Source organism: Pseudomonas sp. Pseusp21 (genome assembly GCF_059492145.1).
On sequence record NZ_CP168520.1, the window covers coordinates 540,126 to 565,797 of the forward strand.

Consider the following 25,672-nt stretch of genomic DNA (forward strand, 5'->3'; position numbering starts at 1 on the left):
GATGTTCGGCTGTATGAATAAGCTTTCCATGCTGGCGGCAGCGTTCGCGCTGCTCGCGGGCAACAGTGCAGTGGCGGCCATGGGACCGTTCGAGATCTACGAACAGGCGTTGCGCAATGACCCGGTGTTCCTCGGCGCGATCAAGGAGCGCGATGCAGGCCTCGAAAACCGCGCCATCGGCCGCGCCGGCCTGTTGCCGAAACTGGGTTACAACTACAACAAGGGTCGCAACTCGTCGAAGGCCACGTCCCTCGACGAACGCGCGCGCAATCGCACCGATGAGCGTAACTACAGCAGCTACGGCTCGAGCCTGACCCTGCAACAACCGTTGCTCGATTACGAAGCCTACGCGGCGTATCGCAAGGGCGTGGCCCAGTCGCTGTTTGCCGACGAGAACTTCCGCGGCAAGAGCCAGGAACTGCTGGTTCGCGTGCTCGACAACTACACCAAGGCCTTGTTTGCCCAGGATCAGATCGACATCGCGCAGGCCAAGAAGAAGGCGTACGAGCAACAGTTCCAGCAGAACGAGCACATGTTCAAGCAGGGCGAGGGCACTCGTACCGACATCCTCGAAGCCGAGTCGCGTTACGAACTGGCGACCGCCGAGGAAATCGAGGCCCGCGACGAGCAAGACGCCGCGCTACGAGAGCTGGGCGCATTGGTAGGCGTGCCGGCGATGGACATCAGTGATCTGGCACCGCTGGATCAGAACTTCCAGACATTTGCCCTGATGCCGGCCAACTACGACACCTGGCACGAACTGGCGATCAGCAACAACCCGAACCTGGCGTCCCAGCGTCAGGCGGTGGAAGTGGCGCGTTATGAAGTCGAGCGCAACCGCGCCGGGCACCTGCCGAAAGTCAGCGCTTACGCCACGATGCGCCAGAACGAATCGGAAAGCGGCAACACCTACAACCAGCGTTACGAAACCAACACCATCGGTTTCGAAGTCAGCGTGCCGTTGTACGCAGGTGGTGGCGTGTCGGCCTCGACCCGCCAGGCCAGCCGCACCATGGAACAGGCCGAATACGAACTGGACGGCAAAACCCGCGAGACCCTGATCGAACTGCGTCGTCAGTTCAGCGCCTGCCTGTCCGGGGTCAACAAGCTGCGCGCCTATCAAAAGGCCCTGGCCTCGGCCGAAGCGCTGGTGGTGTCGACCAAACAAAGCATTCTCGGTGGCGAGCGGACCAATCTCGACGCGCTTAACGCCGAACAACAACTGTTTACTACCCGCCGTGATCTGGCCCAGGCGCGCTATGACTACCTCATGGCCTGGACCAAATTGCATTACTACGCGGGCACCTTGAGCGAGCAGGACCTGGCGCGGGTGGATGAGGCGTTTGGTGTGGCTCGGCGTTGATGTGCATGGCTTCAGACCGGCCCTCACCCTAACCCTCTCCCGGAGGGAGAGGGGACTGATCGGGGGATATTTTGGAGGTACACCGACCTGATCGGGCGTCACCGAATCCAGCATCGACCCGGTTTTTTCAGGTCGATGTATGACGCAAGACACCTCGGTCAGCTCCCTCTCCTTGGGGAGAGGGCTGGGCGGGCGGCGTTCCGATGAGGGAATGGGCAACACCGCAGAATCAACCTGCATAAAACAATAAAAGTGAGTGGTGAACATGGACGTATGCATCAAGCCGATCACGGTCGGCACCCTGCTGCTTGTGATGTCTGCAACCCAGGCTCAGGCCCAATACCTCGAATCCGGAAAGCCCGGCGATCCGGCCAGTTGGCGCAGCGCCGAATTCCTGCGCGACTGGGGACTGGAACGGATGCAGGCCGATCAGGCTTACGCCGCCGGCATCACCGGCAAGGGCGTGAAAATCGGCGCGCTGGACTCCGGTTTCGACGCCGCCCATCCCGAGTTCGCCAGTGATCGCTATCACCCGGTGCTGGCCAGCGGCAGCTACGTCGACGGCTCGCTGTTCAGCGTCAACGGCACCCTCAACCCGAACAACGATTCCCACGGCACTCATGTGGTCGGCACCATGGGCGCGTCCCGCGATGGCACCGGCATGCACGGCGTGGCGTACAACGCGCAGATCTACGTCGGCAACACCAACAAGAACGACAGTTTCCTGTTCGGCCCCAACCCCGATCCCCGCTACTTCAAGGCAGTGTACGACGCCCTGGCCGATGCCGGTGTGCGAGCGATCAACAACAGCTGGGGCAGCCAACCGCCGGATGTCAGCTATCGAACCCTTGCGGATCTGCACGCCGCTTACGCTCAGCACTGGAACAAGGGCACGTGGATTGACGCAGCGGCGGACGTTTCCCGTCGTGGCGTAATCAACGTGTTCAGCGCCGGCAACAGCGGCTACCCGAATGCCAGCGTGCGCTCGGCGCTGCCGTACTTTCAGCCGGACCTGGAAGGGCATTGGCTGGCGGTGTCCGGGCTGGATCAAAGCAATCAGCAAAAGTACAACCAGTGTGGCATCGCCAAATACTGGTGCATCACCACACCGGGCGCGAAGATCGACAGCACCATTCCCGACGGCGGTTATGCGATCAAGTCCGGCACCTCGATGGCCGCGCCGCACGCCACCGGCGCACTGGCGCTGGTGATGGAACGCTATCCGTACATGAACAATCAGCAGGCTCTCGAAGTGTTGCTGACCACCGCCACCCAGCTCGACGGTTCGGTGACCGATGCGCCGACCGAACGGGTCGGCTGGGGCGTGGCCAATCTTTACCGGGCGATGCGCGGGCCGGGGCAGTTGCTCGGGGCGTTCGACGCCCATCTGGCGGCCGGGCAGAGCGATGTCTGGAGCAATGACATCAGCGACAAGGCGCTGATCCAGCGCCAGAACGAAGACCTCGCCGAACACAGCGCCTGGCAGCAAACACTGCAAAACAAAGGCTGGCAGAACGGCGTGCCGGCCGGTGCCAGCCAACAGGATCAGACCGATTACGCCGTGGGCATGGCCCGTGACGCAGCAGCTTCCGCTCGGGTTTACCAAGGCAGTCTGATCAAGTCCGGCGACGGGCGACTGATTCTGACCGGTGACAACACTTATCGTGGGCCGACCACGGTCAATGGTGGTCTGCTGACAGTGAACGGCTCGCTGACCTCGGCCGTGACTGTCAATGACGGCGGCACTCTTGGCGGTTCCGGGCGAATCGGCGCGCTGACCGCCAACAGCGGCGGCCGGGTGGCACCGGGCAATTCGATCGGTACGTTGAACGTCGCCGGTGACGTGGCCTTCGCGCCGGGTTCGACCTACGCCGTGGAGTTGTCTCCCACCAGCAGCGACCGCATCGTCGCCGGCGGCATCGCCTCCATCAACGGCACCACCGTGAGCCTGTCGCTGGAAAACAGCCCGACACTGCTCAGTACCAGCGAAGCCAGAAGCCTGCTCGGCCAGCAGTACAACATTCTGCACGCGGCGGGCGGCATTCAGGGTCGGTTCGGTGCGGTGCTGCCGGATTACCTGTTCATCGGTGGCAGCCTGGCCTACAGCGACAACGGCATCGGCTTGAATGTCGAGCGCAACGCGACATCGTTCGCCAGCGTCGGCCAGACACCGAATCAGCGCTCCGTGGCTACTGCCGTCGAAGGTCTGGGCGCGGGCAATTCCGTTTACGAAAGCCTGCTGTTGTCGGCCACCGGCAGTGACGCGCAACAAGCCTTTCAACAGTTGAGCGGTGAAATCTACCCGGCCCTCGGTTCGGTGCTGATCAACGACAGCCGCCAACTGCGCGACGCCATCGGCGAGCGCCTGCACGATGCGCAAGCCACGCAAAGCAACGGCTGGATCAAAGCTCTCGGCTCCTGGGGCACAACCGACTCGCGCCACGACACCGCCGGTTACAGCACCTCCATCGGTGGCTTGCTGGCCGGCATCGACGGCGCGGTCGATGAGCAGACCCGCATCGGTCTGGTCACCGGTTACAGCGACAGTTCGCTGAGCATGGGCTCGGGCACGCATTCTTCAGCCAAGGTCGACAGCTATCACCTCGGCGCCTACGCCGGTCACGACATCGGCGCCTGGCGCCTGAGCACCGGCGCCGCCTACAGCTGGCATCGCGCCGATGTGAAGCGCGACTTGCAGTACGGCAACGTCAGCGCCAAGCAAAAAGCCAAGGTCGATGCCGCCACCACTCAGGTGTTCGGCGAAGCGGCCTATCGGCTGAACCTGCAAGCGCTGGCCCTGGAGCCGTTTGCCAACCTGGCTTACGTGCACCTCGACACCGACGGCTTCACCGAGAAGGGCGACGCCGCCGCCCTGAAAAGCGGCGACGACCAGCGCGACGCGGTGTTGAGCACCCTCGGCGTGCGGGCGATCAAGACCTTCGACCTGCCGTCCGCGCAGAAACTGCAAGTGAGCGGTCATCTGGGCTGGCAGCACAGCCTGACCGACATCGACTCCGAACAGCATGTGCGCTTCGCCAGCGGCAGCGCGCCGTACACCGTTGAAAGCTCGCCACTGGTGCGTGACGCCGCCCTGGTCGGCGTGCAGGCCAGCCTGGCGCTGACCCGCGACGTACGGGTCAACCTCGATTACACCGGACAACTGGCCAGCCGCGAGAAGCAGCACGGCGTAGGCCTGAGTCTGAACTGGCAATTCTGACTCACCGAGAGATGATCGTTCCCACGCTCCCGCGTGGGAATGCAGCCCGTGACGCTCCGCGGCACTGGACGCGGAGCGTCCCCAGAGGCATTCCCACGCAGACGGTTCGACGCCTCGACGTGGGAACGATCAACGGGGAAGGCGTGGGAACGATCACTTCAATAGACGGATTTTTCGCAACATCACTAAGGAAGGTCGCTGGATGAAAAACAACAACACCCCCGCGCAATCGGGTGGCTGCTTTCGCCTGAAAACCCTCAATTTCGCCTTGCTCTGCGCAATGACCACCTGGGGCAACGCAAACGCGGCGCCCTATGTGGAAAACGGTCGGGCAGGGGATCCAGGCAGTTGGCGCAGCGCCGAATTCCAGGCCGACTGGGGCCTGGGCGCCATCGGCGCGGATCACGCCTACGCCGCCGGTTATACAGGCAAAGGCGTGAAACTGGGGATCTTCGACCAACCGGTCTACGCCGCGCACCCGGAGTTCTCCGGCAGCAACAAGGTCATCACCCTGGTGACCTCGGGTATCCGCGAATACACCGACCCCTACATTCCGGTCAAAGCCGGGGACGCGTTTCGCTATGACGGTTCGCCCTCGGTCGGTTCCGACGGCAAGCTCGGCGCCCACGGCACCCACGTCGGCGGTATCGCCGCCGGCAGCCGTGACGGCGGGCCGATGCACGGTGTGGCGTTCGGTGCGCAAATCATCAGCGCCGACAACGGCGACCCGGGCCCGGAAGACGGCATCGTGCGCGGCAACGACGGCGCGGTGTACAAGGCCGGTTGGGATGCACTGATTGCCAGCGGCGCGCGGATCATCAACAACAGCTGGGGCATCGGCATCACCGACCGTTTTGACCTCGGCGGCCGCGACCCGGCGTACCCGCACTTCACCGTCAACGACGCGCAACTGCAGTTCAACGAGATCCGCACACTGCTGGGCACCAAACCCGGCGGCGCCTACGACGGCGCAATCGCCGCCGCACGCAGCGGGATCGTGACGATTTTCGCAGCGGGCAACGACTACAACCTGAACAACCCGGACGCCATCGCCGGCCTCGGTTACTTCGTGCCGGACATCGCGCCGAACTGGATCACCGTCGCCGCCTTGCAGAAGAACCCGGATCTGGCCAGTGCCAACCCGTACATCATGAGTACGTTCTCTTCGCGTTGCGGCTACACCGCGAGTTTCTGCGTGTCGGCACCGGGTACGAAAATCTTCAGCTCGATCATCGAAGGCACCAACGCCGACAACCTGACCACGGGTTACAAGAACTACAACGGCACCTCGATGGCCGCGCCGCACGTGGCCGGTTCCATGGCAGTGCTGATGGAGCGCTTCCCGTACATGTCCGGCGACCAGGTCGCCAGCGTGTTGCGCACCACGGCCACCGACCTCGGCGCACCGGGCATCGACGCCCTGTATGGCTGGGGCATGATCAACCTGCGCAAGGGCATCGACGGCCCGGCGATGTTCGTCACCGAGCAGGACATTCCCGAAGAATTCCGCATCCAGGGCGCCTACGGTTCCGGTCAGTTCGTGGCCGATCTGCCGGGCATCGGCGCGATCATTGATGCGGGAAAACCCACCGAGCGCGTGTGCAACGACATCACCTGCGGGCTCGACACCTGGCGCAACAACATCTCCGGCCATGGCGGTCTGACCAAGCAAGGCATCGGCACCCTGGTGCTGACCGGCAACAACACCTACAGCGGCCCGACCCTGGTCAATCAGGGGCGACTGGCAATCAATGGCTCGCTGCAGTCGGCGGTCACGGTCAATGACGGCGGCATCCTCGGCGGTAACGGCCGGATCGCCGCTCTGACCGCCAACAGCGGCGGCATCGTGGCGCCCGGCAATTCCATCGGCACCTTGAATGTGGCCGGTGACGTGACCTTCGCACCGGGTTCGACCTATGCGGTGGAAGTGTCCCCGACCAGCAGCGACCGCATTGTCGCCGGCGGCAAAGCGCTGATCGAAGGCGCAACCGTGACCATGTCGCTGGAAAACAGCCCGACGCTGTTGACCACCGGCGAAGTGAAAAGCCTGCTCGGCACCCAGTTCAACATCTTGCAGGCAGCGGGCGGCATTGAAGGGCAGTTCGGCCAAGTGTTGCCCGACTACGCGTTCCTCGGCGGCACCCTGGCGTACTCGGCGAGCGGTGTGCAACTGGACGTTGGCCGTAACGGCGCCTCGTTCGCCAGCGTCGGCCTGACCCCGAACCAGCGCGCGGTCGGCGCTGCTGCCGAACGCCTCGGCGCCGGCAATGCGTTGTTCGAAACCCTGTTGCTGTCGCCGTCGGCGGCCGCTGCGCAGGATGCCTTCCAGCAACTGTCCGGCGAGATTCACCCGGCCATCGGCACGCTGCTGATCAACGACAGCCGCTACCTGCGCGATGCGGTGGGCGAACGTCTGCGTGAGCGCGATCTGTTCGATGCCGGCGCGCCGACCGATGACCGCAGCAACGCCTGGCTCAAAGTGCTGGGCGCCTGGGGCAAGAGCGATGGCGGGTCGAAATATGCCGATTCCACCAGCTCCATCGGTGGCCTGCTGGCCGGTGTCGACGGCTTGATCGCTGAAGATACTCGTCTGGGTTTCGTTACTGGTTATAGCGACAGCTCGTTGAGCATGGGCGAGGGTACGCATTCGTCCGCCTCGGTCGATAGCTATCACCTGGGCGCGTACCTGGGGCATCAGATCGATGCACTGCGTCTGACCGCCGGTGCGGCCTACAGCTGGCATCGCATCGACGTCAAACGCGACCTGCAATTCGGTGGCGTCAGCGGCAAACAGAAAACCAAGCGCGATGCGACCACCGCGCAACTGTTCACCGAAGCGGCCTACGACCTGGGCCTGCAACCGATGAACCTGGAGCCGTTCGCCAATCTGGCCTACGTGCACCTCAACAGCGACAGCTTCACCGAGAAGGGTGATGCCGCCGCACTGAAGGGCGGCGAAGACAACCGCGATGTGGTGCTGTCGACCCTCGGTGTACGGGCCAAACGCACGTTTGCCCTGTCGGAGAAACACCAGCTGGAACTGGGCGCAAGCCTGGGCTGGCAGCACAACCTGAGCAGCGTGGATGCTGACAGTCACCTGGCGTTCGCCAATGGCAACAGCGCGTTCAGCGTGCAAAGTGTGTCGATGGATCGAGATGCAGCGGTGGTCGGCGTGCGCGCCGGTCTGGCGCTCAATCGCGATGTCCGGGTCAACCTGGACTACAACGGGCTGATCGGCTCCAACGAAAAGGACCACGGCGTGGGCCTGACGCTGGACTGGCAGTTCTAAGGGGTAACGGCAGTTCTTTCGAGAACTGCCGTTTTTTAAAGGAAGAGAGAGCACAACATGGGACTGTTCGATTACAAAAATGCCGACGGCAAAGCGCTGTACAGCGATGCCATCGCCCTGACGCTGTATGCCTACACGCCGACCGGGCAGGCCTTGCCCGGCACCGGTTGGAAGCCGATCGGGGCCACGGCGCTGGGCTATCAGGGCAAGGTCGGGGCGCAGGGCACGTTCTTCGGCGAGAAGGACGGCTTCACCAGCGCCGAAGCCGAAGTGCTCGGCAAGTACGACGCCGCCGGCAAGCTGATCGGCATCGGCGTGGCCTTCCGGGGCACCGGTGGATTGGGTTACAGCGATACCTTCGGCGACATGAAAAACAACCTGCTGGCCGCCATCGGCCCGTCGGATTACGCCACCCAGTACGCGAAGAACGCGTTCGACAACCTGCTCAAATCGGTGGCCGCTTTCGCCGGCGCCCACGGCATTGCGGCCAAGGACGTGTTGATCAGCGGCCACAGCCTCGGCGGTCTCGGAGTCAACAGCGTGGCGGAGTTGAGCGCGAGCAACTGGGGCGGGTTCTTCAAGGACGCCAACTACATTTCGTTCGCCTCGCCGACTCAGAGCAGCACCGGCAATAACGTGCTGAATATCGGCTACGAAAACGACCCGGTGTTCCGCGTGCTCGACGGCACCACGTTCAGTACCGCATCGATGGGCAAGCACGACAAGCCACACGATTCGACCACCGACAACATCGTCAACTTCAACGACAACTACGCGTCCACCGCGCAGAACCTGGTGCCGTTCAGCATCGCCAATCCGCTGAACTGGTCGGCCCACAGCTCGCTGGGGTATGCCGACGGCCTGAATCGGGTGATCGCGTCGAAGTTCTACGGCCTGACTCACAAGGACTCGACGATCATCGTCTCCAACCTTGAGCAAGCGTCGCGGGGCAAGACCTGGGTCGAGGATCTGGGCCGCAGCGGCGAACCGCACACCGGCAGCACGTTCATCATCGGCACCGACAGCGGTGACTGGCTCAAGGGCGGAGCGGGCAACGACTTCCTCGAAGGCCTGGGCGGCGATGACCGTTTCCGTGATGACGGCGGTTTCAACATCCTGCTCGGTGGCCAGGGCCACAACACCTTCGAGCTGCAAAAGCCGTTGCAGAACTTCAGCTTCGCCAACGACGGCGACGGCACGCTGTACGTGCGTGACGCCTACGGCGGCATCAGCATGACCCGTGACATCGGCGCGCTCGTGAGCAAGGAGTCGGGTTCGTGGTGGGGCAGCAAGGAAATCACCTGGACCGTCACCGCCAAAGGCCTGGCCAACGGTGCCGAACTGACCCAGTACAACCATTCGCTCAGCGGCGGCGCCATGGGCGATACCCTCAAAGCCACCGCCGACGGCGACTGGCTGTTCGGCCTGGGCGGCAACGATCACCTGCAAAGCGACAAGGCCCACGTGACCTTCGTCGGCGGCGCCGGCAATGACGTGATGAGCGCGGTGGGTGGCAACAACACCTTCCTGTTCAGCGGTGCCTTCGGCTTCGACGCAATCAATGGCTACCAGGGCAGCGACAAACTGGTGTTCATGGGCGTCGAAGGCGCGGGGCAGGGCTACGACTACAAGCAACACGCGTCGCAGTCCGGAAGCGATACCGTGCTGAAGATTGGCGACTTTGCCGTGACGCTGATCGGGGTCGGTGTGGCTAACCTGTCGGATTCGAGTTTCGTCTTCGCCTGACAAACGAAAGTTGTACTGAAATGCTCCGGGGCGCCTCGGGAGGGGCGTTCTGGTTGTGAGCTATCTCTGAACAATTCCAACAAAAAGAGAGGCAACAGCAATGGGTGTGTATGACTACAAGAACTTCGGTACGACGGAATCCAAGGCGCTGTTCAGCGACGCCATGGCCATTACGCTGTATTCCTATCACAACCTCGATAACGGCTTTGCCGTCGGTTATCAGCACAACGGCTTCGGCCTCGGCTTGCCGGCCACGCTGGTGACCGCGCTGATCGGCGGCACGGATTCCCAGGGGGTGATCCCCGGTATTCCGTGGAATCCCGATTCGGAAAAAGCCGCACTCGACGCGGTGAAAAAAGCCGGCTGGACCCCGATCACCGCCTCGCAACTGGGGTACGAGGGCAAAACCGACGCGCGCGGCACCTTTTTCGGTGAAAAGGCCGGTTACACCAGCGCCCAGGTGGAAATCCTCGGCAAATACGACGCTCAGGGCCATCTGACGGAAATCGGCATCGCTTTTCGCGGCACCAGCGGCCCACGGGAAATCCTGATCGGCGACTCCATCGGCGACGTGATCAACGACCTGCTCGCCGCGTTCGGCCCCAATGATTACGCCAGGAACTACGTCGGCGAAGCCTTCGGCAATCTGATGAACGATGTGGTGGCGTTCGCCAAAGCCAACGGTTTGACCGGCAAGGACGTGCTGGTCAGCGGCCACAGCCTGGGCGGGCTGGCGGTCAACAGCATGGCGGACTTGAGCACCAGCAAATGGAGCGGGTTCTTCCAGGATTCCAACTACATCGCCTACGCCTCGCCGACCCAGAGCAGCACCGACAAGGTGCTCAACGTCGGCTACGAAAACGATCCGGTGTTCCGCGCCCTCGACGGCTCGACCTTCACCGGCGCCTCGCTCGGCGTGCACGACGCGCCCAAGGAGTCGGCGACCGACAACATCGTCAGCTTCAACGACCACTACGCCTCGGCGGCGTGGAACGTGCTGCCGTTCTCGATCGTCAACATTCCGACCTGGATCTCGCACCTGCCGACCGCCTATGGCGACGGCATGAACCGGGTGATCGAGTCGAAGTTCTACGACCTGACCAGCAAGGACTCGACGATCATCGTCGCCAACCTGTCGGATCCGGCGCGGGCCAACACCTGGGTGCAAGACCTGAACCGCAACGCCGAAACCCACAAGGGCAGCACCTTCATCATCGGCAGCGACGGTAATGATTTGATCCAGGGCGGCAGCGGCAACGATTACCTGGAGGGCCGCGCCGGCAACGACACGTTCCGCGACGGCGGCGGCTACAACATCCTGCTCGGCGGCTCGGGCAACAACACCCTGGAGTTGCAGAAGCCGGTCAATACCTTCGACTTCGCCAACGACGGCGCCGGCAACCTGTACATCCGCGATGCCAACGGCGGGATCAGCATCACCCGCGACATCGGCAGCATCGTCACCAAGGAGCCGGGCTTTCTCTGGGGCCTGTTCAAGGACGACGTGACCCACAGCGTCACGGCGACCGGCTTGAAGGTCGGCAACAACGTCACTCAATACGAATCAAGCGTGAAGGGCACCGGCGGCGCCGACACCCTCAAGGCCAAGGCCAGCGGTGACTGGCTGTTCGGGCTGGACGGCAACGACCATCTGATCGGCGGGGCGGGCAACGACGTGTTCGTCGGCGGTGCCGGCAATGATCTGCTGGAGTCGGGCGGCGGCGCGGATACCTTCCTGTTCAGCGGCGCATTCGGCCAGGATCGCGTGGTGGGTTACACCGCCAACGACAAACTGGTGTTCCTCGGCGTGCAGGGCGTATTGCCGGGCGACAACTTCCGCGCCCATGCCACGGCGGTGGGACAGGACACGCTGCTGAAATTCGGTGCTGATTCGGTGACGCTGGTCGGGGTTGCGTTGAACAGCCTGAGTGCCGACGGGATCGTGATCGCCTGACCACGAGTGTGGAGAGGGGGCATGCTCCCTCTCCAGATTCTTGATCCATAAATGCCCGCGAGGGCGCTTACCGCGCCAAATATCATCAAGGGGCCGTCCTGGATTCATGGTCGATATCGCTGGTGTGTTTGCGGATCAACCGCCCGAGGGCATCACGCTCGAAATGATGCTCCAGTGGCGTGTGCGGTTCGATGCTGTCTTGCCGTCCAGATCGGGCTCTGCACTCGGCGCGGGAATATGGTGGATGCCGGTGACATCACCCAGCGGGTTGTGCTGGTAGATGCGCCCGCTGCCATCCAGGGCCTGCTGGGCCAGCAGGCGGTCCAGCGCATCCCATTCGAAGCGGTAGCGTTCGTGGTTTTCATTGCTCAGGTGCAGCAGGCGGCCATAGGCGTCGTAGCTGAATCGTACTTTATGACCGAGCGCGTCAATGCGCTGTTGGATCCGACCGCTGGGGTCGTAGTGTTACTGGGTGCGCAGGTTGGCCGGATCGATGTAGTCAGTGAGCTGGCCGCCAGGTTGCGCTGGTAGCGGCCGAAGCTGTCGACGACGCGGGTTTCGCCCTTGGCCAGGTCGTATTCGAAGCGATAATCCTCGCCGTCGCTGCCCCAGTGGCGGATGACCCGTCATTCGTGGTCGGGCTGTGGTTCCAGCAACGGGAGTAATGTGCAAATGGTCGTTGAGATTTTTTTGAGTGTTAAATGCTCATGTGAGTTTTAGTTCGTGAAACTCTAAAAATGAATGGTCAAAGTTAAGGGATAGTATTTTGTTTTTTAGTTTTTCGGTAACGACTATATTGAATGCGTCGCTCCAATCCTTTAATCGAAATGAATTCAGCTCTTTAGGTATCTTATCCAAGTAAATTACTGGGGTTATAAAGAAGCGCGCTCTTTTGCTCTCCCATTCTTCAGGTGCGTAATTTTCTGGCCAAGGGTCGAACTCTGATAAGTTCCAATTCACACAGTCGATGTGATTGTAGACGTGCATCAAAAGGTAGGTGTGTTGGATGGTGGAGTTGTTTATAGATACGAGTTGGGTGCCGTCTCCATCTATGCTCGTAATGCCCTTTATATTCGAATCGAAAGCAATAAATTGTGATCCGATTGTATTTATTGGTGGAATAGGTCCATCTGTAAGTGGCTTGTAGGATAATGCTTTAGTTATTTTTTGGTCCGAATCTGATAGTGATATGGAGCTGATGGGCTTTGTGCCTTCAAATAGTTTTGTATGAGGGTTTAAATATCCCGCCCACTTCTTGCTTGATACATTTGGGTTGATCTTGAAGTACTTCATGTCGATACCTTTGTTAGCATGTTGTTTAGCCAAGTGCCAGGGGTGGTGGCTTCGGCTCTTAATTTGTTCATCTCTTTAATGAATGAGTCCCGCCCTCGCTCACTCGCGCGTTCCAAACGATCAAATATTTTTTGGTGCATACCTTCTGGGTGGGGACCTTTATGTCCGGGCACGTCTATTTTGTTTAATGGGTCGTTGAGAACATCTTTCCTTGATTTCCCATTTTTAAATTTCCCCAGCCCATTTTGTTTAAACAAGGCCCTAAAACGTTCAGACCATACCTTGTGTTTGTTGGTGGCAATATGGTGAGTCGGTGCGCAAGCTGAAAGTCCCCATGGATCAACCCAATCTATTGGATTCGGTGCGTACTGATAGAGGTTCAGCCCACCCAACAACCCAATCGGATCCGGCTGCGTAAACCGCCCCACATCCGCATCATAAAACCTGAAGGTGTTGTAGTGCAGCCCGGTTTCGCGGTCAAGGTACTGCCCTTGGAAGCGCAAGTTCTGGCCGCGCCTGATCCGTTGATCGTGCCACTCATCCCGACTCTTGCCCCAGCCTTCGTACTCACTGTGCCAGATGCTCAGGCCGGTCTCGTCAGTGAGCTGTTCCGGCAACCCGGCGAGGTTCGTGTGGAAGTAGAAGATCTCTTCACTACCGGGCTTACCATCGATCCGCGCCAGTGGTTCATAGCTGTCGGGATCGGCATATACGTACACACTGCCGAAGCCGTGTTCTACCTCCTGCAACAGCCGCAGCCCCTGCCACACAAACTGCACATCACTCTGTGGCTGTTCGCTGTCGTTGCGATATACCCGTTTGCCGATGCGCCGTCCGAGTGGGTCGTACTGATACTCGCTGCGCAGCCGCTGCCAGCCTTGATCCTGCTCGACGCAGACCAGCCGCTGTTCGGCGTCGTAACGAAAGCGTTGCACGGTGTGGCTGCCGATACGCTTTTCACTCAGGCGCCCAAACCGGTCATAGCGGTAGCGTTTGTTCTCGAACACATGCACGCGGTTTTGCTTGACGTAACCGCTGCCCCGACCGCTTTGCAGCAGGTTGGCAGCGGCGTCGTAGTTGTAGGTTTCGCGGTGTAGCTCCGGGTTCTGCGGCGTGCTGTGGCGATGGTCGCGCAGGCGCTCGGTGGCGTCGTAAATATAGTGCTCGTTGCCTTCGACACTTTTGCCGTGGCTCTGGCCGAGAAATCGCCCGAGCAGGCCGTCGTCCGGCAGCGGCTGGCGTGGATCGCTACCACCGCGACGCTGGGTCTGGGTCAGGCGCTCGATGATCAGGTTGTCGCTGGCGTCGTACTGGTAGTTTTTTTGCAGCAGCGGCAGTTCTTCGCGGGCGGCGTTGCGGTAGTGCAGGGCTTTCTGGCTGAGGCGGCCACTGCGGTCGTAGCGGGTGCGGGTCAGCAGGCTGCCCTGGGTGCGCAGGACTTCGTCGTGCAGTTGATCGCGCTCGAAGTCGCAGATCACCCGGCCGTTGAGGTTGAGTTGATGCAGGTGGCCGCTGCCGTAATACAGGTGGTTGAGCTGGCGCCGGTCGGGCAGGGTCAGGGTTTCCAGATTGCCCAGGGCGTCGTAGCGATAGCCCAGCTCACCGGCGTCGCTGCTTTCGCTTAGCAGTTGACCGAGGGCGTCGTAGGCAAAATTCAGTGTTTGCTGCGCGCCCTGCATGTTGGTGAAGGTGATTGCCAGCAGGTTATCGGCAGGGTCATAGCGATAATCGGTAACCCCATCGTCAGTGGTTTTGCGCAGCAATCGCCCCACCGCGTCGCGGCTGAACCGGTGCCGGATCGGCGCATCGGATTCGAGGGGTGGCGGGCCGTCCTCATAGATGTTGCGCGGTTCCGGTGCTGGCGTGGGATGCGCATCGGTGCCGGTGATATCGTCCACGGCGTTGTAGTGGTAAACGCGGTAGCTATCGTCCAGATCGATCTGGGTGGTCAAACGATCCAGTACATCCCACTCAAAATGGTAGGCCTCGTCGTTCTCATTGCTCAGCTGTTGCAGGCGCCCATAGGCGTCATAGCTGAATCGTACTTTATGACCGAGCGCGTCAATGCGCTGCTTGATCCGCCCGCTGGGGTCGTAGTGGTACTGGGTGCGCAGGTTGGCCGGGTCGATGTAGTCAGTGAGCTGGCCGGCCAGGTTGCGCTGATAGCGGTCGATACGTCCGTCGGGGCGTTGCTTTGAATCAGTTGGCTACGAATTTCATATCGACAATGGGTAGTGCCGCCTTGCCAATGCCGTTGTGTGGTGGTGGTATTGTTGGTGAATACATTCAATGGGAATATTTATGGGAAGATCTGCTCTTGGTATCCATTTGGGAAGCTATGAATAATTTTACTCGGCTCTTCGCCTGAATATTCGAATAGTATTTTAAAGTTGGAGCTTTTATTTTGGTCGTGTTCCTTTTGATTTACTGAAATCAAGGTTACTAGGTTGTTGCTGTATTTATAGGTGTAAGTGCTGGTTCCATATCTGCCGACATTAATGTCCTGGATGAATTTCCCGTCACTAAGAGAGCTTGATGTTATATTTCTAATGCGCTCACTATTATCAAAATAAACGCTTTCTATTGAGTTCTTGTTGTAGAGGTAAAACTCTCGATTAATGATATTTTCAGATTGGCCATGAATTTCTATGAGTACTACCCTGTCGTTATGATCTAAGTAATATATATGAATATTGTTTGTGTTTTTGGGAGTGGATTTAATTTCTTTTCCTAGTTTAAAACCAGCTCTTTGAGCTTGATATGGCCTTATATTGTATAAAATACCTTTGCTTATGCGCTTTTGAGAAGTGGTTTTTCGGGCAGACTCTAAAAAATTTGCGAAAAATATTTCAGGTTTTGATTGTATCTCGAAAAATTTGTCAGTTGTGCTTTGTAGGGTATTCATTTTTTTTACTCGAAAGGTGTGTCAATAAAGAAAAGATCCGTTTTGAATTTCTTTATTTATCTTGATTAGTTCCTTCTCGAAGTCTGATTTGTTTGTAGTGCCTTTTAATCGGTCAAATACATTCTGTTTGTATTTCTCTGTGTGAAGTGAGGGGTGCGCGGGAGAGATTGATCCGGATGACTGTTTTACCTTTTTGGTGGCGGGTAAGAAAACTCCATTGTCGGCATCATTTATATCTATTCCCAGTCTTCTCATTTTTCTTTGTAGCCATTTCATTCTAATGTCATTTGAATTTGACATGATTATATGGTGTGCGGCATTTTTAAAGTTTGGGGCTGACTTGCCAGCAGCAATCATATTTGAACGCAATATTTTTGCATCCCTACTACAGGTTAGTCCAAGCGGGTCAGCCCATCCAACTGGATTTGGTGAAAACTGATAAAGGTTCAGCCCACCCAACAACCCAATCGGATCTGGCTGCGTAAACCGCCCCACATCCGCATCATAAAACCTGAAGGTGTTGTAGTGCAGCCCGGTTTCGCGGTCAAGGTACTGCCCTTGGAAGCGCAAGTTCTGCTCGCGCCTGATCCGTTGATCGTGCCACTCATCCCGACTCTTGCCCCAGCCTTCGTACTCACTGTGCCAGATGCTCAGGCCGGTCTCGTCAGTGAGCTGTTCCGGCAACCCGGCGAGGTTCGTGTGGAAGTAGAAGATCTCTTCACTACCGGGCTTACCATCGATCCGCGCCAGTGGTTCATAGCTGTCGGGATCGGCATATACGTACACACTGCCGAAGCCGTGTTCTACCTCCTGCAACAGCCGCAGCCCCTGCCACACAAACTGCACATCACTCTGTGGCTGTTCGCTGTCGTTGCGATATACCCGTTTGCCGATGCGCCGTCCGAGTGGGTCGTACTGATACTCGCTGCGCAGCCGCTGCCAGCCTTGATCCTGCTCGACGCAGACCAGCCGCTGTTCGGCGTCGTAACGAAAGCGTTGCACGGTGTGGCTGCCGATACGCTTTTCACTCAGGCGCCCAAACCGGTCATAGCGGTAGCGTTTGTTCTCGAACACATGCACGCGGTTTTGCTTGACGTAACCGCTGCCCCGACCGCTTTGCAGCAGGTTGGCAGCGGCGTCGTAGTTGTAGGTTTCGCGGTGTAGCTCCGGGTTCTGCGGCGTGCTGTGGCGATGGTCGCGCAGGCGCTCGGTGGCGTCGTAAATATAGTGCTCGTTGCCTTCGACACTTTTGCCGTGGCTCTGGCCGAGAAATCGCCCGAGCAGGCCGTCGTCCGGCAGCGGCTGGCGTGGATCGCTACCACCGCGACGCTGGGTCTGGGTCAGGCGCTCGATGATCAGGTTGTCGCTGGCGTCGTACTGGTAGTTTTTTTGCAACAGCGGCAGTTCTTCGCGGGCGGCGTTACGGTAGTGCAGGGCTTTTTGGCTGAGCCGGCCACTGCGGTCGTAGCGGGTGCGGGTCAGCAGGCTGCCTTGGGTGCGCAGGACTTCGTCGTGCAGTTGATCGCGTTCGAAATCGCAGATCACTCGGCCATTGAGGTTGAGCTGATGCAGGTGGCCGCTGCCGTAGTACAGGTGGTTGAGCTGGCGTTGGTCGGGTAGGGTCAGGGTTTCCAGGTTGCCCAGGGCGTCGTAAGCGTATTGCAGGTCACCGGCATCACTAGTCTCGTTGAGCAGTTGACCGAGAGCGTTATAGCGAAATTTCAGTTGCTGCTGTTCGCCGTTGCGGTGGGTGAAGCTGATAGCCAGCAGGTTGTCAGCAGCATCGTAGGCATAGTCGCTGATGCCATCGTCAGTCGTTTTGCGTAGCAAGCGCCCCACCGCATCGCGGGTGAAGCGATGCCGGATCGGCGCATCGGATTCGAGTGGTGGCGGGCCGTCCTCGTAGGTGTTGCGCGGTTCCGGTACTGGCGTGGGATGAGCATCGGTGCCGGTGATGTCGTCCACCGCGTTGTAGTGGTAAACACGGTAGCTATCGTCCAGATCGATCTGAGTGGTCAAACGATCCAGTACATCCCACTCAAAACGGTAGGCTTCGTTGTTCTCATTGCTCAGCTGTTGCAGGCGCCCATACGCGTCATAGCTGAAACGTACCTTATGCCCCAACGCATCGATACGCTGCTGGATCCGCCCGCTGGGGTCGTAGTGGTACTGGGTGCGCAAGTTGGCCGGATCGATGTAGTCAGTGAGCTGGCCGGCTAGGTTGCGCTGGTAGCGATCAATGCGCCCGTCGGGGCGCTCGCTTTCGATCAGGTGGCCGCGCAGGTCGTAACGGTACTGAGTGGTCTCGCCACGGGCATTGGTGCTGGCGCTCAGGTAGCCGCGTTCGTCGTAGCGGTAATGGTTTTCCGAGTTGGAGCAATCGCGATACAGCAGCAGTTGCCCATAACGGTTCCAGGCCAGGGTCTTGTGTTTGTCGTGGGCGTCGATGATCTCCACCACTTGGCCCTGGGGGTCATAGCGGTAGCGGGTAGTGTGCCCGAGTGGATCTTTTTCACTGAGCAGGTTGCCGCGTTCGTCGTAGCTGAAGGTGCTGGTGTGGCCGCCACGGTCGGTGATGCTCAGGGGCAGGGCCCAGTGTTCGGTGTAGAGGATGTATTCGCTGCGGCCGAGCGGGTCACGGGTTTCGATCAGGCGACCGAGGTCATCGTAGACGTAATGCCATTCGCCGCCTTGCGGATCGGTGGTCTTGAGCAGTTGCCCGGCCAATAGGTCGCTATGCCAGCATTGGCCCAGCGCGTCGATATGGTGGTAGACCTCGTACAACGCGCCCCAGTAATAGCGTTCCTCGCGGCCGAGGCTGTCGACGACGAGGGTTTCGCCCTTGGCCAGGTCGTATTCGAAGCGATAGTCCTCGCCGTCGCTGCCCCAGTGGCGGATGACCCGCCATTCGTGTTCGGGTTGCGGTTCCAGCAAGGGCGGCAGTGTGTAGGGCGTGCCGTCGGTGCGGACGGGTTGCGGCCCTTGCTCGGGAACGGCGAAAGACGCCCATGCATAGTGACGTGTGGCGCCGGTGGGCAGCGTATGGCTGCTCATGTACCGCTCGGGCGTGTAGGTGAAACGTCGCAGCACTTGGTCGCTGGTGTCGAGCACCGCGCTCAGGTCGCCATGGCTGTCATAGCGGTAGCGCACCAAAGGCTCGGTGCGCTCCAGATGGCCTGGGCCTTCATCACTGAAGTACAGGCGCTCAACCTGCTCAACCCGGCGTGGGTGCAGGTCGTTGTAGCGCAGGCGCACGGTGATGCGGCTGTTGGGGTCGAGCAGATGCAGCAATTTGCCCTGATCGTCATAGTGCAGGTTGACGGTATTGCGATTGCGGTCGCCCAGACGTACTAGCCGGGAACGCTGAGGGTTATGGGGATCGGTTTCAAACACCTGATACAGGCCGTCATGAATGTCCTCGACCACCGTCAGGCCGTTGCCCATCTCGAAGAACGCCAAGCCATCGAGGGTGCTGACAAAACGATTGCCGGGCTTGAGTTGCCCCAGTTCCAGGCGTTCGCCCTCGGCGTTGATGTATACCCACAGGTCACCACCGTCGGGGTGAGGCACGCGCACGATTTCAACTTCGTAGAACACGCTCCAGCCGACGCCGAATAGGCCGTTGTCGCGACGGTCGAGGCTGTTGTAGCGGCGTGCCCACACGATGGGCAGGATGCCGGGGAGGGTGAAGTCCAGATCTTCCGGGCCATCCTGGAATTTGCTGCCAGTGGATACGGCCACCGGATTTCCCGCGTTGAAAATACGTGTACAGCCGAACTTCCGCGCGATGAGGATGCCGGCAATGATGCCCACCACCATGCCGATCTTGCTTTTTCCTCCTTGAATGGGCCGTACCACCAGCGGTTCGCCGCCGATGCGAACGTCCGGTGATACGTCGGTATCTGGGCCTACGGTGGCCTCGCAGGTGGTGCGATCACCGCAACGGGCGGCAGGTTGACTGTTGATGAAGACTTCCGAGGAGCCTTCAGCCAGGTATTGCGTGGGCATGGGCAGATGCCGCATGCACACCACCTGATCCAGCTCGGCGGGCCGGGTTCCGCTTGCAGGCGTGGCCACCATGGGCGGGTTGATAACGCCGTCGATGGTTTGGTAAATCGCGACGACCGGGTTGAGTCCGGCAACCACGCCAAGAATGGTGTCCATCACACTGGGCTTTGCTGTAGGTTCGTCGGGCTCGTCGGTTTGCATGCCGGCGGCACGGGCCGCCAGTTCGCTATTGATTCGAGTGTCAACGGAACCGCTTGCAATGTTGCCCTGGGGCGTGGGGGGAATCAGCGCGTTAAAAAAGCCACTGCACGCATCGCTGAAATGCTCCCCGATGGACTTTTCACCGGCAGGAATCAAGCTCGTTGCCGTAACCAATAGACCGGCCCCTACGCCGATCACCACCGCGCCCGCCGCCGCTACTGCAGCAGCGCCCAAGACGTAGGGTGCTGCTGCGATTACCGCAGCAGTGACAGCGGCGTACACCACAGCTTCCGCGACGGTGGCGAGGATTTCAGCCCATACGGAGGTGTGCAGGATGGGGTCGCCCACACGGGCGGCGTGTACGGTGTCTGCCACGAATCATCTTCCTTGCGATCAGGTCATTCGTTCAGGCGAACCGAATTGACTGTTTTAGGGTTTCCCAATGGTCGAAATCTGCTTCAGTCAGTGCACTGCCCTTGCTGTAAGTCAGCGCCAGCAGACGAGCCTCGCCAGGCACCTCACAGGCCAGTTGGTACTGGCAGGACAGCGCGTTGCCTTGGGTGAACTCGGTTTGCACTTCCATCGCGACAATGTTGCGGTCGACACCTACCCGCACCTCTGCGGGCTTTGTGCATTTGAAGGCGGTGACTTTTTTGCGCAACTCGCTGAGCTGTTGGGTATGGGTTTCGGCCAAGGATTTATGTGGGTCCATGGGGCCGCGCGCGATAACCAAGGTGGTGCCACGGGGTTTGAACACCAGCATGTTGACGCTGTTGTCGTCGGGTGTTTCATTGCCTAGTCCGATGATCAGATCTCGGGTGATGTATTCGCGCATTGGAGCTGTCCTTATGGAGTTATTCATGGTTGAAGTAGCCGTCTACATCGCCTTGGATATCAGCCCCACTGACACCGTTTGCAGTCGTGCCGGAAGCCTTGCCACTCATGTTCAAATCGAGTTTTCCTGAGAGGGTGTTGACCTTTCCGGCCTTCATGCCAGTGATGTTGAAGTTCTCGCAGGTGATGTTCAGGTCACCGTTTTCGTTGAGTTCTATGACGGTCTTGCCGCATTCGAGGCGCAGCTGTTTGCCCACGCCGATGTAGTACTCACCAGCGACGTGATCGTTCTTGCTGCCGCCCACTTTCAAGGTGTCATTGACCCTCACCACCCGCATGCGAGTACGGCCCACGGTGATGGTCTCGTCCTGGCCGACCTGGCTGCTTCGGTCCGCGCCAATCGATTGGGTCTGGTTGTTCTTGACCACCGTGTTCTGGTCTTTCTCGGCGTGGATGAACACTTCCTGCTGCCCCAATTCATCCTCAAAACGCAGCTCATTGAACCCCGAGCCCTTATGAGTGCGGCTTTTGATGGTCATCCGCGTTTTGTGTTTGGGCAGCTCGTACGGCGGCAGATTGGTCTGCCGGTACGCCCGTCCGGTGGCAATCGGCTGGTCCGGATCACCGTCGAGATAGCTGATGATCAGTTCCTGGCCCACACGCGGAATCGCCATCGCGCCCCAGGTCGCGCCCGCCCAACCTTGTGCTACGCGAATCCAGCACGAACTCTGATCGTTGTTTTTATCCGCGCGGTCCCACGGAAACTGCACCTTGACCCGGCCCCATTCGTCGCAATAAATCTCCTCACCGGGAGGCCCAACCACCGTGGCGATCTGCGGGCCTTCGATGCACGGTTTGTCGCGCATCGGGGCTTTCCAGTCCGAGGTCCAGCGGATGGCGCTGGCCTTCATTTCATAGGACGTGCCAAGGCCACTGCCAAACGATTCTTCCTGCAGGCTGGTGTGCTGCTTGCCCTCGTGCTGGATGGCGATGGTGCGCCAGCGATCGTTGAAATCGTCGCGGGGATGCTCGTTCAGGTCGAAGGCCAATCCCGGTTGCAGGCGGGCATCGTCGCCTTCCACATGAGCCAGCTTGGCGTCATTGCGCAGGGCGGCCAGCCGGGTTTTGGTAAAGGGTTTGCCAGCGATGTCGCGCTTGTAGCGACCGGGATAGTCGTAGCGTTCGTAGTCCTTGTGCTGGTTGTTCAGATCCTGATCGCCGGTGGCGGTGTGCTGCTGGTTGTAGCGCGGGTGGGTGAAGGTGTAGTCGCGCTGCACCTGCACGGCGGTGCGGACCTGTTCGGTGTAGTGGAAGCGGTTCAGTGCCGGTTCCGTGGCGTCTCCACCAGCCATCGGCTGATAGACCACCGGGCAATCGGTGTGGGTGCCGATGGTGCCCAGGCCGCCGACGCGGTCGGTGAGGACGAGAGTGTGGCCATCGGCGCGGTGTTCGAAGGTGTAGAGCAGGCCTTCTTCGGCGGCGAGGCGCGCGATGAAGTCGAGGTCGGTTTCACCGGCCTGTACGCAGTATTCGCGGGGTTGGTGCTCGAAGCAGATTTCGCTGCGGATGTCGGTCAGTTTTTGTTCGGTGAGGACGCGGGTGATGATGTCGGGCACGGTCTGGCCCTGGAAGATGCGCCAGTTGGAACGCAGGTCGAAACGCTTCAGGGTCGGCTCGACCACGGCGGTATAGCGGGTGCGGCGAAAGCCGGTGTCGCCTTGGGTGAACAGGCTGACCAGGCCGTGGACGTAACGCACAGGTGTTTCGCCACGCCAGATCGTGAATAGCCCCGCCAGATCCAGCACCCGATTGAAGTCGATGGCGGCGTTATGGCTGGCCAGTTCCAGTTCAAGCTTGAAGGTCTGTGACAGGCCCTCTTCAAGGGTGAACGAGACCACTTCGAAGGGATCGCCCCGCAGCGGTTTGAAGGTGTAACGCAGGTCGCTTTGACGGGGCATGAAACCTCCTTCTGATCAATATCAAGTCGCTGAACATTCCGCCGCGCAGCGACCTGTGCGGCGGAACGGACCGGCTGGCGGTTAAGCCGGTTTACGCCAGTCATCCGACGCTTCGGTACCGGCCACCACATGGCTCCAACTGACTTTGCGATAAGCCAGGCTGGTCTTGATCAGTTGGGTGTAGTTGGCGTTGCCGCTGTCCTGTGCGTGGGGCAGCACGGTGTCGATCTCGACGACGGTGGCGTCTTCCAGTTTGGTGGTGAAGAAGTGCTCCTGTTTGCCGTCTCCGGAGGTGCGGAACCACTTGACCTCGACGGTCGGCAGCATTTCGCCGGTAGCCAGCGCCTGGTAGAGCATGGGCGAGGCTTTGCTCAGGGCGCTGGTGAAGATCAGCGGCTTGTGCACGCGCTGGCCGGCGGGCTGACCGCTTTGCGGGTCGGTAGGCGTGGTGATCTGATGGTCGATGGCCTGTGCAAGGATTTCATCCTCGTGGCCTTCGACATAAACATTGCCCACCGAATCAGCGGTGAACGCGCCCTTGGTGATATGGCCCTGGTTTTGGCCGTGGATGCTGATGTACGCGGGTGTTGGCATGACAAGCTCCTTGTCGCGATCAAATGAACGACCCATGAGGTCGTGGGTTCTGGCCAAAAAAGGCCATGGCTTTGCAGGCGCTCGGGATGAGCACGCTGAAAATCGGTTACAGGTTGAGGATCCGCTCCAGAGAGGCGAGCACTTCCTGAGTGATGCTGTTCAGGCGCATGGAGTAGATCGTGTAGGCGCAGATCAGTACGACAGCGGCCAGCGCCCACGGCGTCCACAGCGGCCAGGCGCGTTTGATCCGGTAGTTGCGCGGGGCGACGTTTTTCAGCGGATCGGTCAGGCGTTTGGGTGTCTCGCCGCGCAATGGGCGCAACAGGCCGTGCAACTGGTCGATGATCTTCTGTATTTCGTCATCGCCCTTGCTATGGACGCCGTATTTGCCCTTGAGGCCGGAGATCAGGCACTGGTACATGAACTCCAGAACATGCTGATACCGGGCCGCCTCGGGGATCATGTTGTTCATGACGGTGAAGAACCGCTCACCACCTCGGGTTTCCCCATGGAATTGGCTGAGCAATGAGCGTTCACTCCAACTGGAGAGCTTGCCCCAGGAGGTGGCCATGACTACCTCGTCCAGCAACAGGCACAGGCTGTAGGAGTAGGCCTTGAGCATGCCGGCGTCGTAGTCGAGCTGGCTGACTTCTTCCATGATCGTGGTGATCTGGTTACTGACGCTTTTGTACAGCGCGGTCACATCATCGTGGTGGTCCAGACGGCGCAGGCGGATGACCAGGCCGATCAGGGGCGTGGCGGCATCGCAGAGCGGGTTCCAGGCCAGGCCTCGCATGTCGAATTCGGGATCTGCAAGCAGCGGTTCGGGTTTGGGCTTGGCCGGTTCCTCTACGGCATCGGCCTCCTTAACGCTGGTGGCCTGTTGCAGATAGCTGAATATCAGGTTGCCGTCATCTGCTGGGGGCGTGGTTTTGGTGGGCATGGACTCACTCATCTTTCTCACTCCTGATCGCCCAGAACTGCAATTCCAGCTCCGGGAATTCACCGGCAATGTGGAAACCAAACCCGCTGCCGCTGCTCAGGCCTTGCCACGCAGGGTGATGACGGTCGAGTTCGAAGTAGCTGAAGCCGGCATGGAACGGCAGGTGCCGTGGCGCCACCGGCAACGGCAGCAGCGGGATGCCCGGCAGTTGCAGGCTGACCAGCTGTTCCAAACCTTCGGTAGAGCTGATCTTGATCTGCTTGGGCAGTTGCTGACGCAGCGTCTCCGCGGGCAGTTCGGCCCGCACGGCGAGGATGAATTCGGCGTTGTCCAGCAGGCGTTTGTCGTTCAAGGCAGCGGTGCGCACGCCGTATTGCTGCACGACAATCGGCAGCGACACCGCCCGCGGTTGCAGCACGGTGCCCAAGGCGCGGCGCAGGGTGTGCTCCAGGAGCTCGAAGGATTCGCGCAGATTGTCGTGCTGGTAGGGCGGGTATTCCTGGGGCAGGTGGCCTTCGTCGGTAAAGGTCACCAGTTCGCCGCAGGCCTGGGCCAGTGCGATGTACAGCCGCTCCGGGTGAACCTGGCGTTGGCGGGCCAGGTGCTGAAACAGCGGGAACAAGCGGTTGAGGGTTTGCAGCAGGTTGAAATCGGTGACATCCGCCACGCCCGACTGCCCCGGCGAGCCGATGCGCTGGGCCAGATTCTTGGCGCGCTCGCGCATCAGTCCGGCCACTTCACCCAGGTAGCGGTGCAGCGCCGGCACGGCCTGCAAGGAGAGGCTGGTGGGGTAGAAGTGCTCGTCCATCACCAGGCTGCCATCCGGGCGCTTGTCTTTGATCCTGCCGATGGCGATGCCGGTGAAGGCGCTGCGGTCGCTGCGTTCGAGCATCAGTTGAAAATTGGGCACGGCCACGTCCATGCCGACTTGATCGCCGTCATCGCTGTGAGTGTCACGGACTGCTTCGCGGCGGGCGATGTAGCGACTGTTACCGTACTGGTCGGGCCAGCGCACTTCGGGGGCGCCGCTGGAGCGCAGCGGCAGGGCCAGGTAGACGATCTGGTTCACTGCGCTGCTGTCGGCGATCTCCAGAGGAGGAGGCGACGCCAGGTCGTGGGGAATATCGAAGACACTGCCGTCTGGCATGATTCCACACGCCTTGGTAAGAGAGACCTTGCCGAAACTCAGATATTCGCTGTTCAACTCCAGCTCGCTGAAGCCATAGAGAGCGTCGTTCAGGCTATGCATGCGCTGATGCACGGCAGCTTCGGCGGCGCGAGCCTGTTGCTGGAAGTGCTGGGGTTTGACGAACAAACCTTCATGCCAGATGACGGGATTGCGTGAACTCATCGGTGATTACTCGGGG

The 25,672-nt window shown here is 60.0% G+C and carries 16 protein-coding genes; 7 read left to right on the top strand and 9 right to left on the bottom strand.

Annotation, left to right across the window (positions count from 1 at the left end; genetic code table 11):
* The first annotated feature begins 1 nt into the window (after position 1).
* The 6 genes from ACEN93_RS02360 to ACEN93_RS02385 all read left to right on the top strand — a co-directional run bounded on the left by ACEN93_RS02360 (position 2) and on the right by ACEN93_RS02385 (position 12,100).
* On the top strand, positions 2–1,363 hold the full coding sequence (locus ACEN93_RS02360; RefSeq protein ID WP_495610980.1) for a TolC family outer membrane protein: 1,362 nt from the start codon (positions 2–4) through the stop codon (positions 1,361–1,363).
* Positions 1,364–1,628: 265 nt separating this feature from the next.
* Entirely contained in the window at positions 1,629–4,580 is a 2,952-nt protein-coding gene (gene eprS, locus ACEN93_RS02365) for an autotransporter serine peptidase EprS (protein WP_495610981.1), read from the top strand.
* A gap of 202 nt (positions 4,581–4,782) precedes the next feature.
* A complete protein-coding gene (locus tag ACEN93_RS02370) occupies positions 4,783–7,869 on the top strand; it encodes an autotransporter domain-containing protein (RefSeq protein WP_495610982.1) in 3,087 nt (1,028 codons plus the stop codon).
* Between the two features lie 57 nt (positions 7,870–7,926).
* Positions 7,927–9,615, top strand: a complete 1,689-nt coding sequence (locus ACEN93_RS02375) for a polyurethane esterase (protein ID WP_039768326.1) — start codon at positions 7,927–7,929, stop codon at positions 9,613–9,615.
* Positions 9,616–9,715: 100 nt separating this feature from the next.
* Positions 9,716–11,569: a polyurethane esterase gene (locus ACEN93_RS02380; protein WP_495610983.1), complete on the top strand. Its 1,854-nt coding sequence runs from the start codon at positions 9,716–9,718 to the stop codon at positions 11,567–11,569.
* A 237-nt stretch (positions 11,570–11,806) separates the two neighbouring features.
* Positions 11,807–12,100 carry a hypothetical protein gene (locus tag ACEN93_RS02385; protein ID WP_408980489.1) on the top strand — a complete coding sequence of 98 codons (294 nt, stop codon included), beginning with the start codon at positions 11,807–11,809 and terminating at the stop codon, positions 12,098–12,100.
* A 174-nt stretch (positions 12,101–12,274) separates the two neighbouring features.
* Here the strand turns inward: ACEN93_RS02385 and ACEN93_RS02390 are convergent, their stop codons facing one another.
* Together ACEN93_RS02390 and ACEN93_RS02395 are read right to left on the bottom strand one after the other, a co-directional pair.
* On the bottom strand, positions 12,275–12,862 hold the full coding sequence (locus tag ACEN93_RS02390) for a hypothetical protein (RefSeq protein WP_495610984.1): 588 nt from the start codon (positions 12,860–12,862) through the stop codon (positions 12,275–12,277).
* Positions 12,859–14,814: an RHS repeat-associated core domain-containing protein gene (locus ACEN93_RS02395; protein ID WP_495610985.1), complete on the bottom strand. Its 1,956-nt coding sequence runs from the start codon at positions 14,812–14,814 to the stop codon at positions 12,859–12,861. Before ACEN93_RS02395 ends, ACEN93_RS02390 begins: the two co-directional genes overlap by 4 nt.
* A gap of 96 nt (positions 14,815–14,910) precedes the next feature.
* Here ACEN93_RS02395 and ACEN93_RS02400 point away from each other — a divergent pair, with 96 nt between their 5' ends.
* Positions 14,911–15,060 carry a hypothetical protein gene (locus tag ACEN93_RS02400; RefSeq protein WP_495610986.1) on the top strand — a complete coding sequence of 50 codons (150 nt, stop codon included), beginning with the start codon at positions 14,911–14,913 and terminating at the stop codon, positions 15,058–15,060.
* A gap of 101 nt (positions 15,061–15,161) precedes the next feature.
* On the opposite strand, the gene ACEN93_RS02405 is transcribed toward ACEN93_RS02400, so the two are convergent.
* The 7 genes from ACEN93_RS02405 to tssK all read right to left on the bottom strand — a co-directional run bounded on the left by ACEN93_RS02405 (position 15,162) and on the right by tssK (position 25,656).
* The gene (locus ACEN93_RS02405) at positions 15,162–15,767 is read right to left on the bottom strand and encodes a hypothetical protein (RefSeq protein WP_495610987.1); all 606 of its coding nucleotides are present in this window, start codon (positions 15,765–15,767) and stop codon (positions 15,162–15,164) included.
* 21 nt (positions 15,768–15,788) lie between these two features.
* The gene (locus ACEN93_RS02410) at positions 15,789–20,351 is read right to left on the bottom strand and encodes an RHS repeat-associated core domain-containing protein (protein ID WP_495610988.1); all 4,563 of its coding nucleotides are present in this window, start codon (positions 20,349–20,351) and stop codon (positions 15,789–15,791) included.
* Between the two features lie 31 nt (positions 20,352–20,382).
* Positions 20,383–20,811 carry a DcrB-related protein gene (locus ACEN93_RS02415; protein ID WP_158248854.1) on the bottom strand — a complete coding sequence of 143 codons (429 nt, stop codon included), beginning with the start codon at positions 20,809–20,811 and terminating at the stop codon, positions 20,383–20,385.
* 19 nt (positions 20,812–20,830) lie between these two features.
* Positions 20,831–22,768: a type VI secretion system Vgr family protein gene (locus tag ACEN93_RS02420; RefSeq protein ID WP_495610989.1), complete on the bottom strand. Its 1,938-nt coding sequence runs from the start codon at positions 22,766–22,768 to the stop codon at positions 20,831–20,833.
* Positions 22,769–22,849: 81 nt separating this feature from the next.
* Entirely contained in the window at positions 22,850–23,362 is a 513-nt protein-coding gene (locus ACEN93_RS02425; RefSeq protein ID WP_039768332.1) for an Hcp family type VI secretion system effector, read from the bottom strand.
* A 106-nt stretch (positions 23,363–23,468) separates the two neighbouring features.
* Complete coding sequence (gene icmH, locus ACEN93_RS02430; protein ID WP_163975187.1) at positions 23,469–24,317, bottom strand: type IVB secretion system protein IcmH/DotU; 849 nt, start codon at positions 24,315–24,317, stop codon at positions 23,469–23,471.
* Positions 24,310–25,656 (bottom strand): type VI secretion system baseplate subunit TssK, encoded by a 1,347-nt coding sequence (gene tssK / locus ACEN93_RS02435; RefSeq protein ID WP_163975188.1) that lies wholly within the window; start codon positions 25,654–25,656, stop codon positions 24,310–24,312. Before tssK ends, icmH begins: the two co-directional genes overlap by 8 nt.
* Between the last annotated feature and the right edge of the window lie 16 nt (positions 25,657–25,672).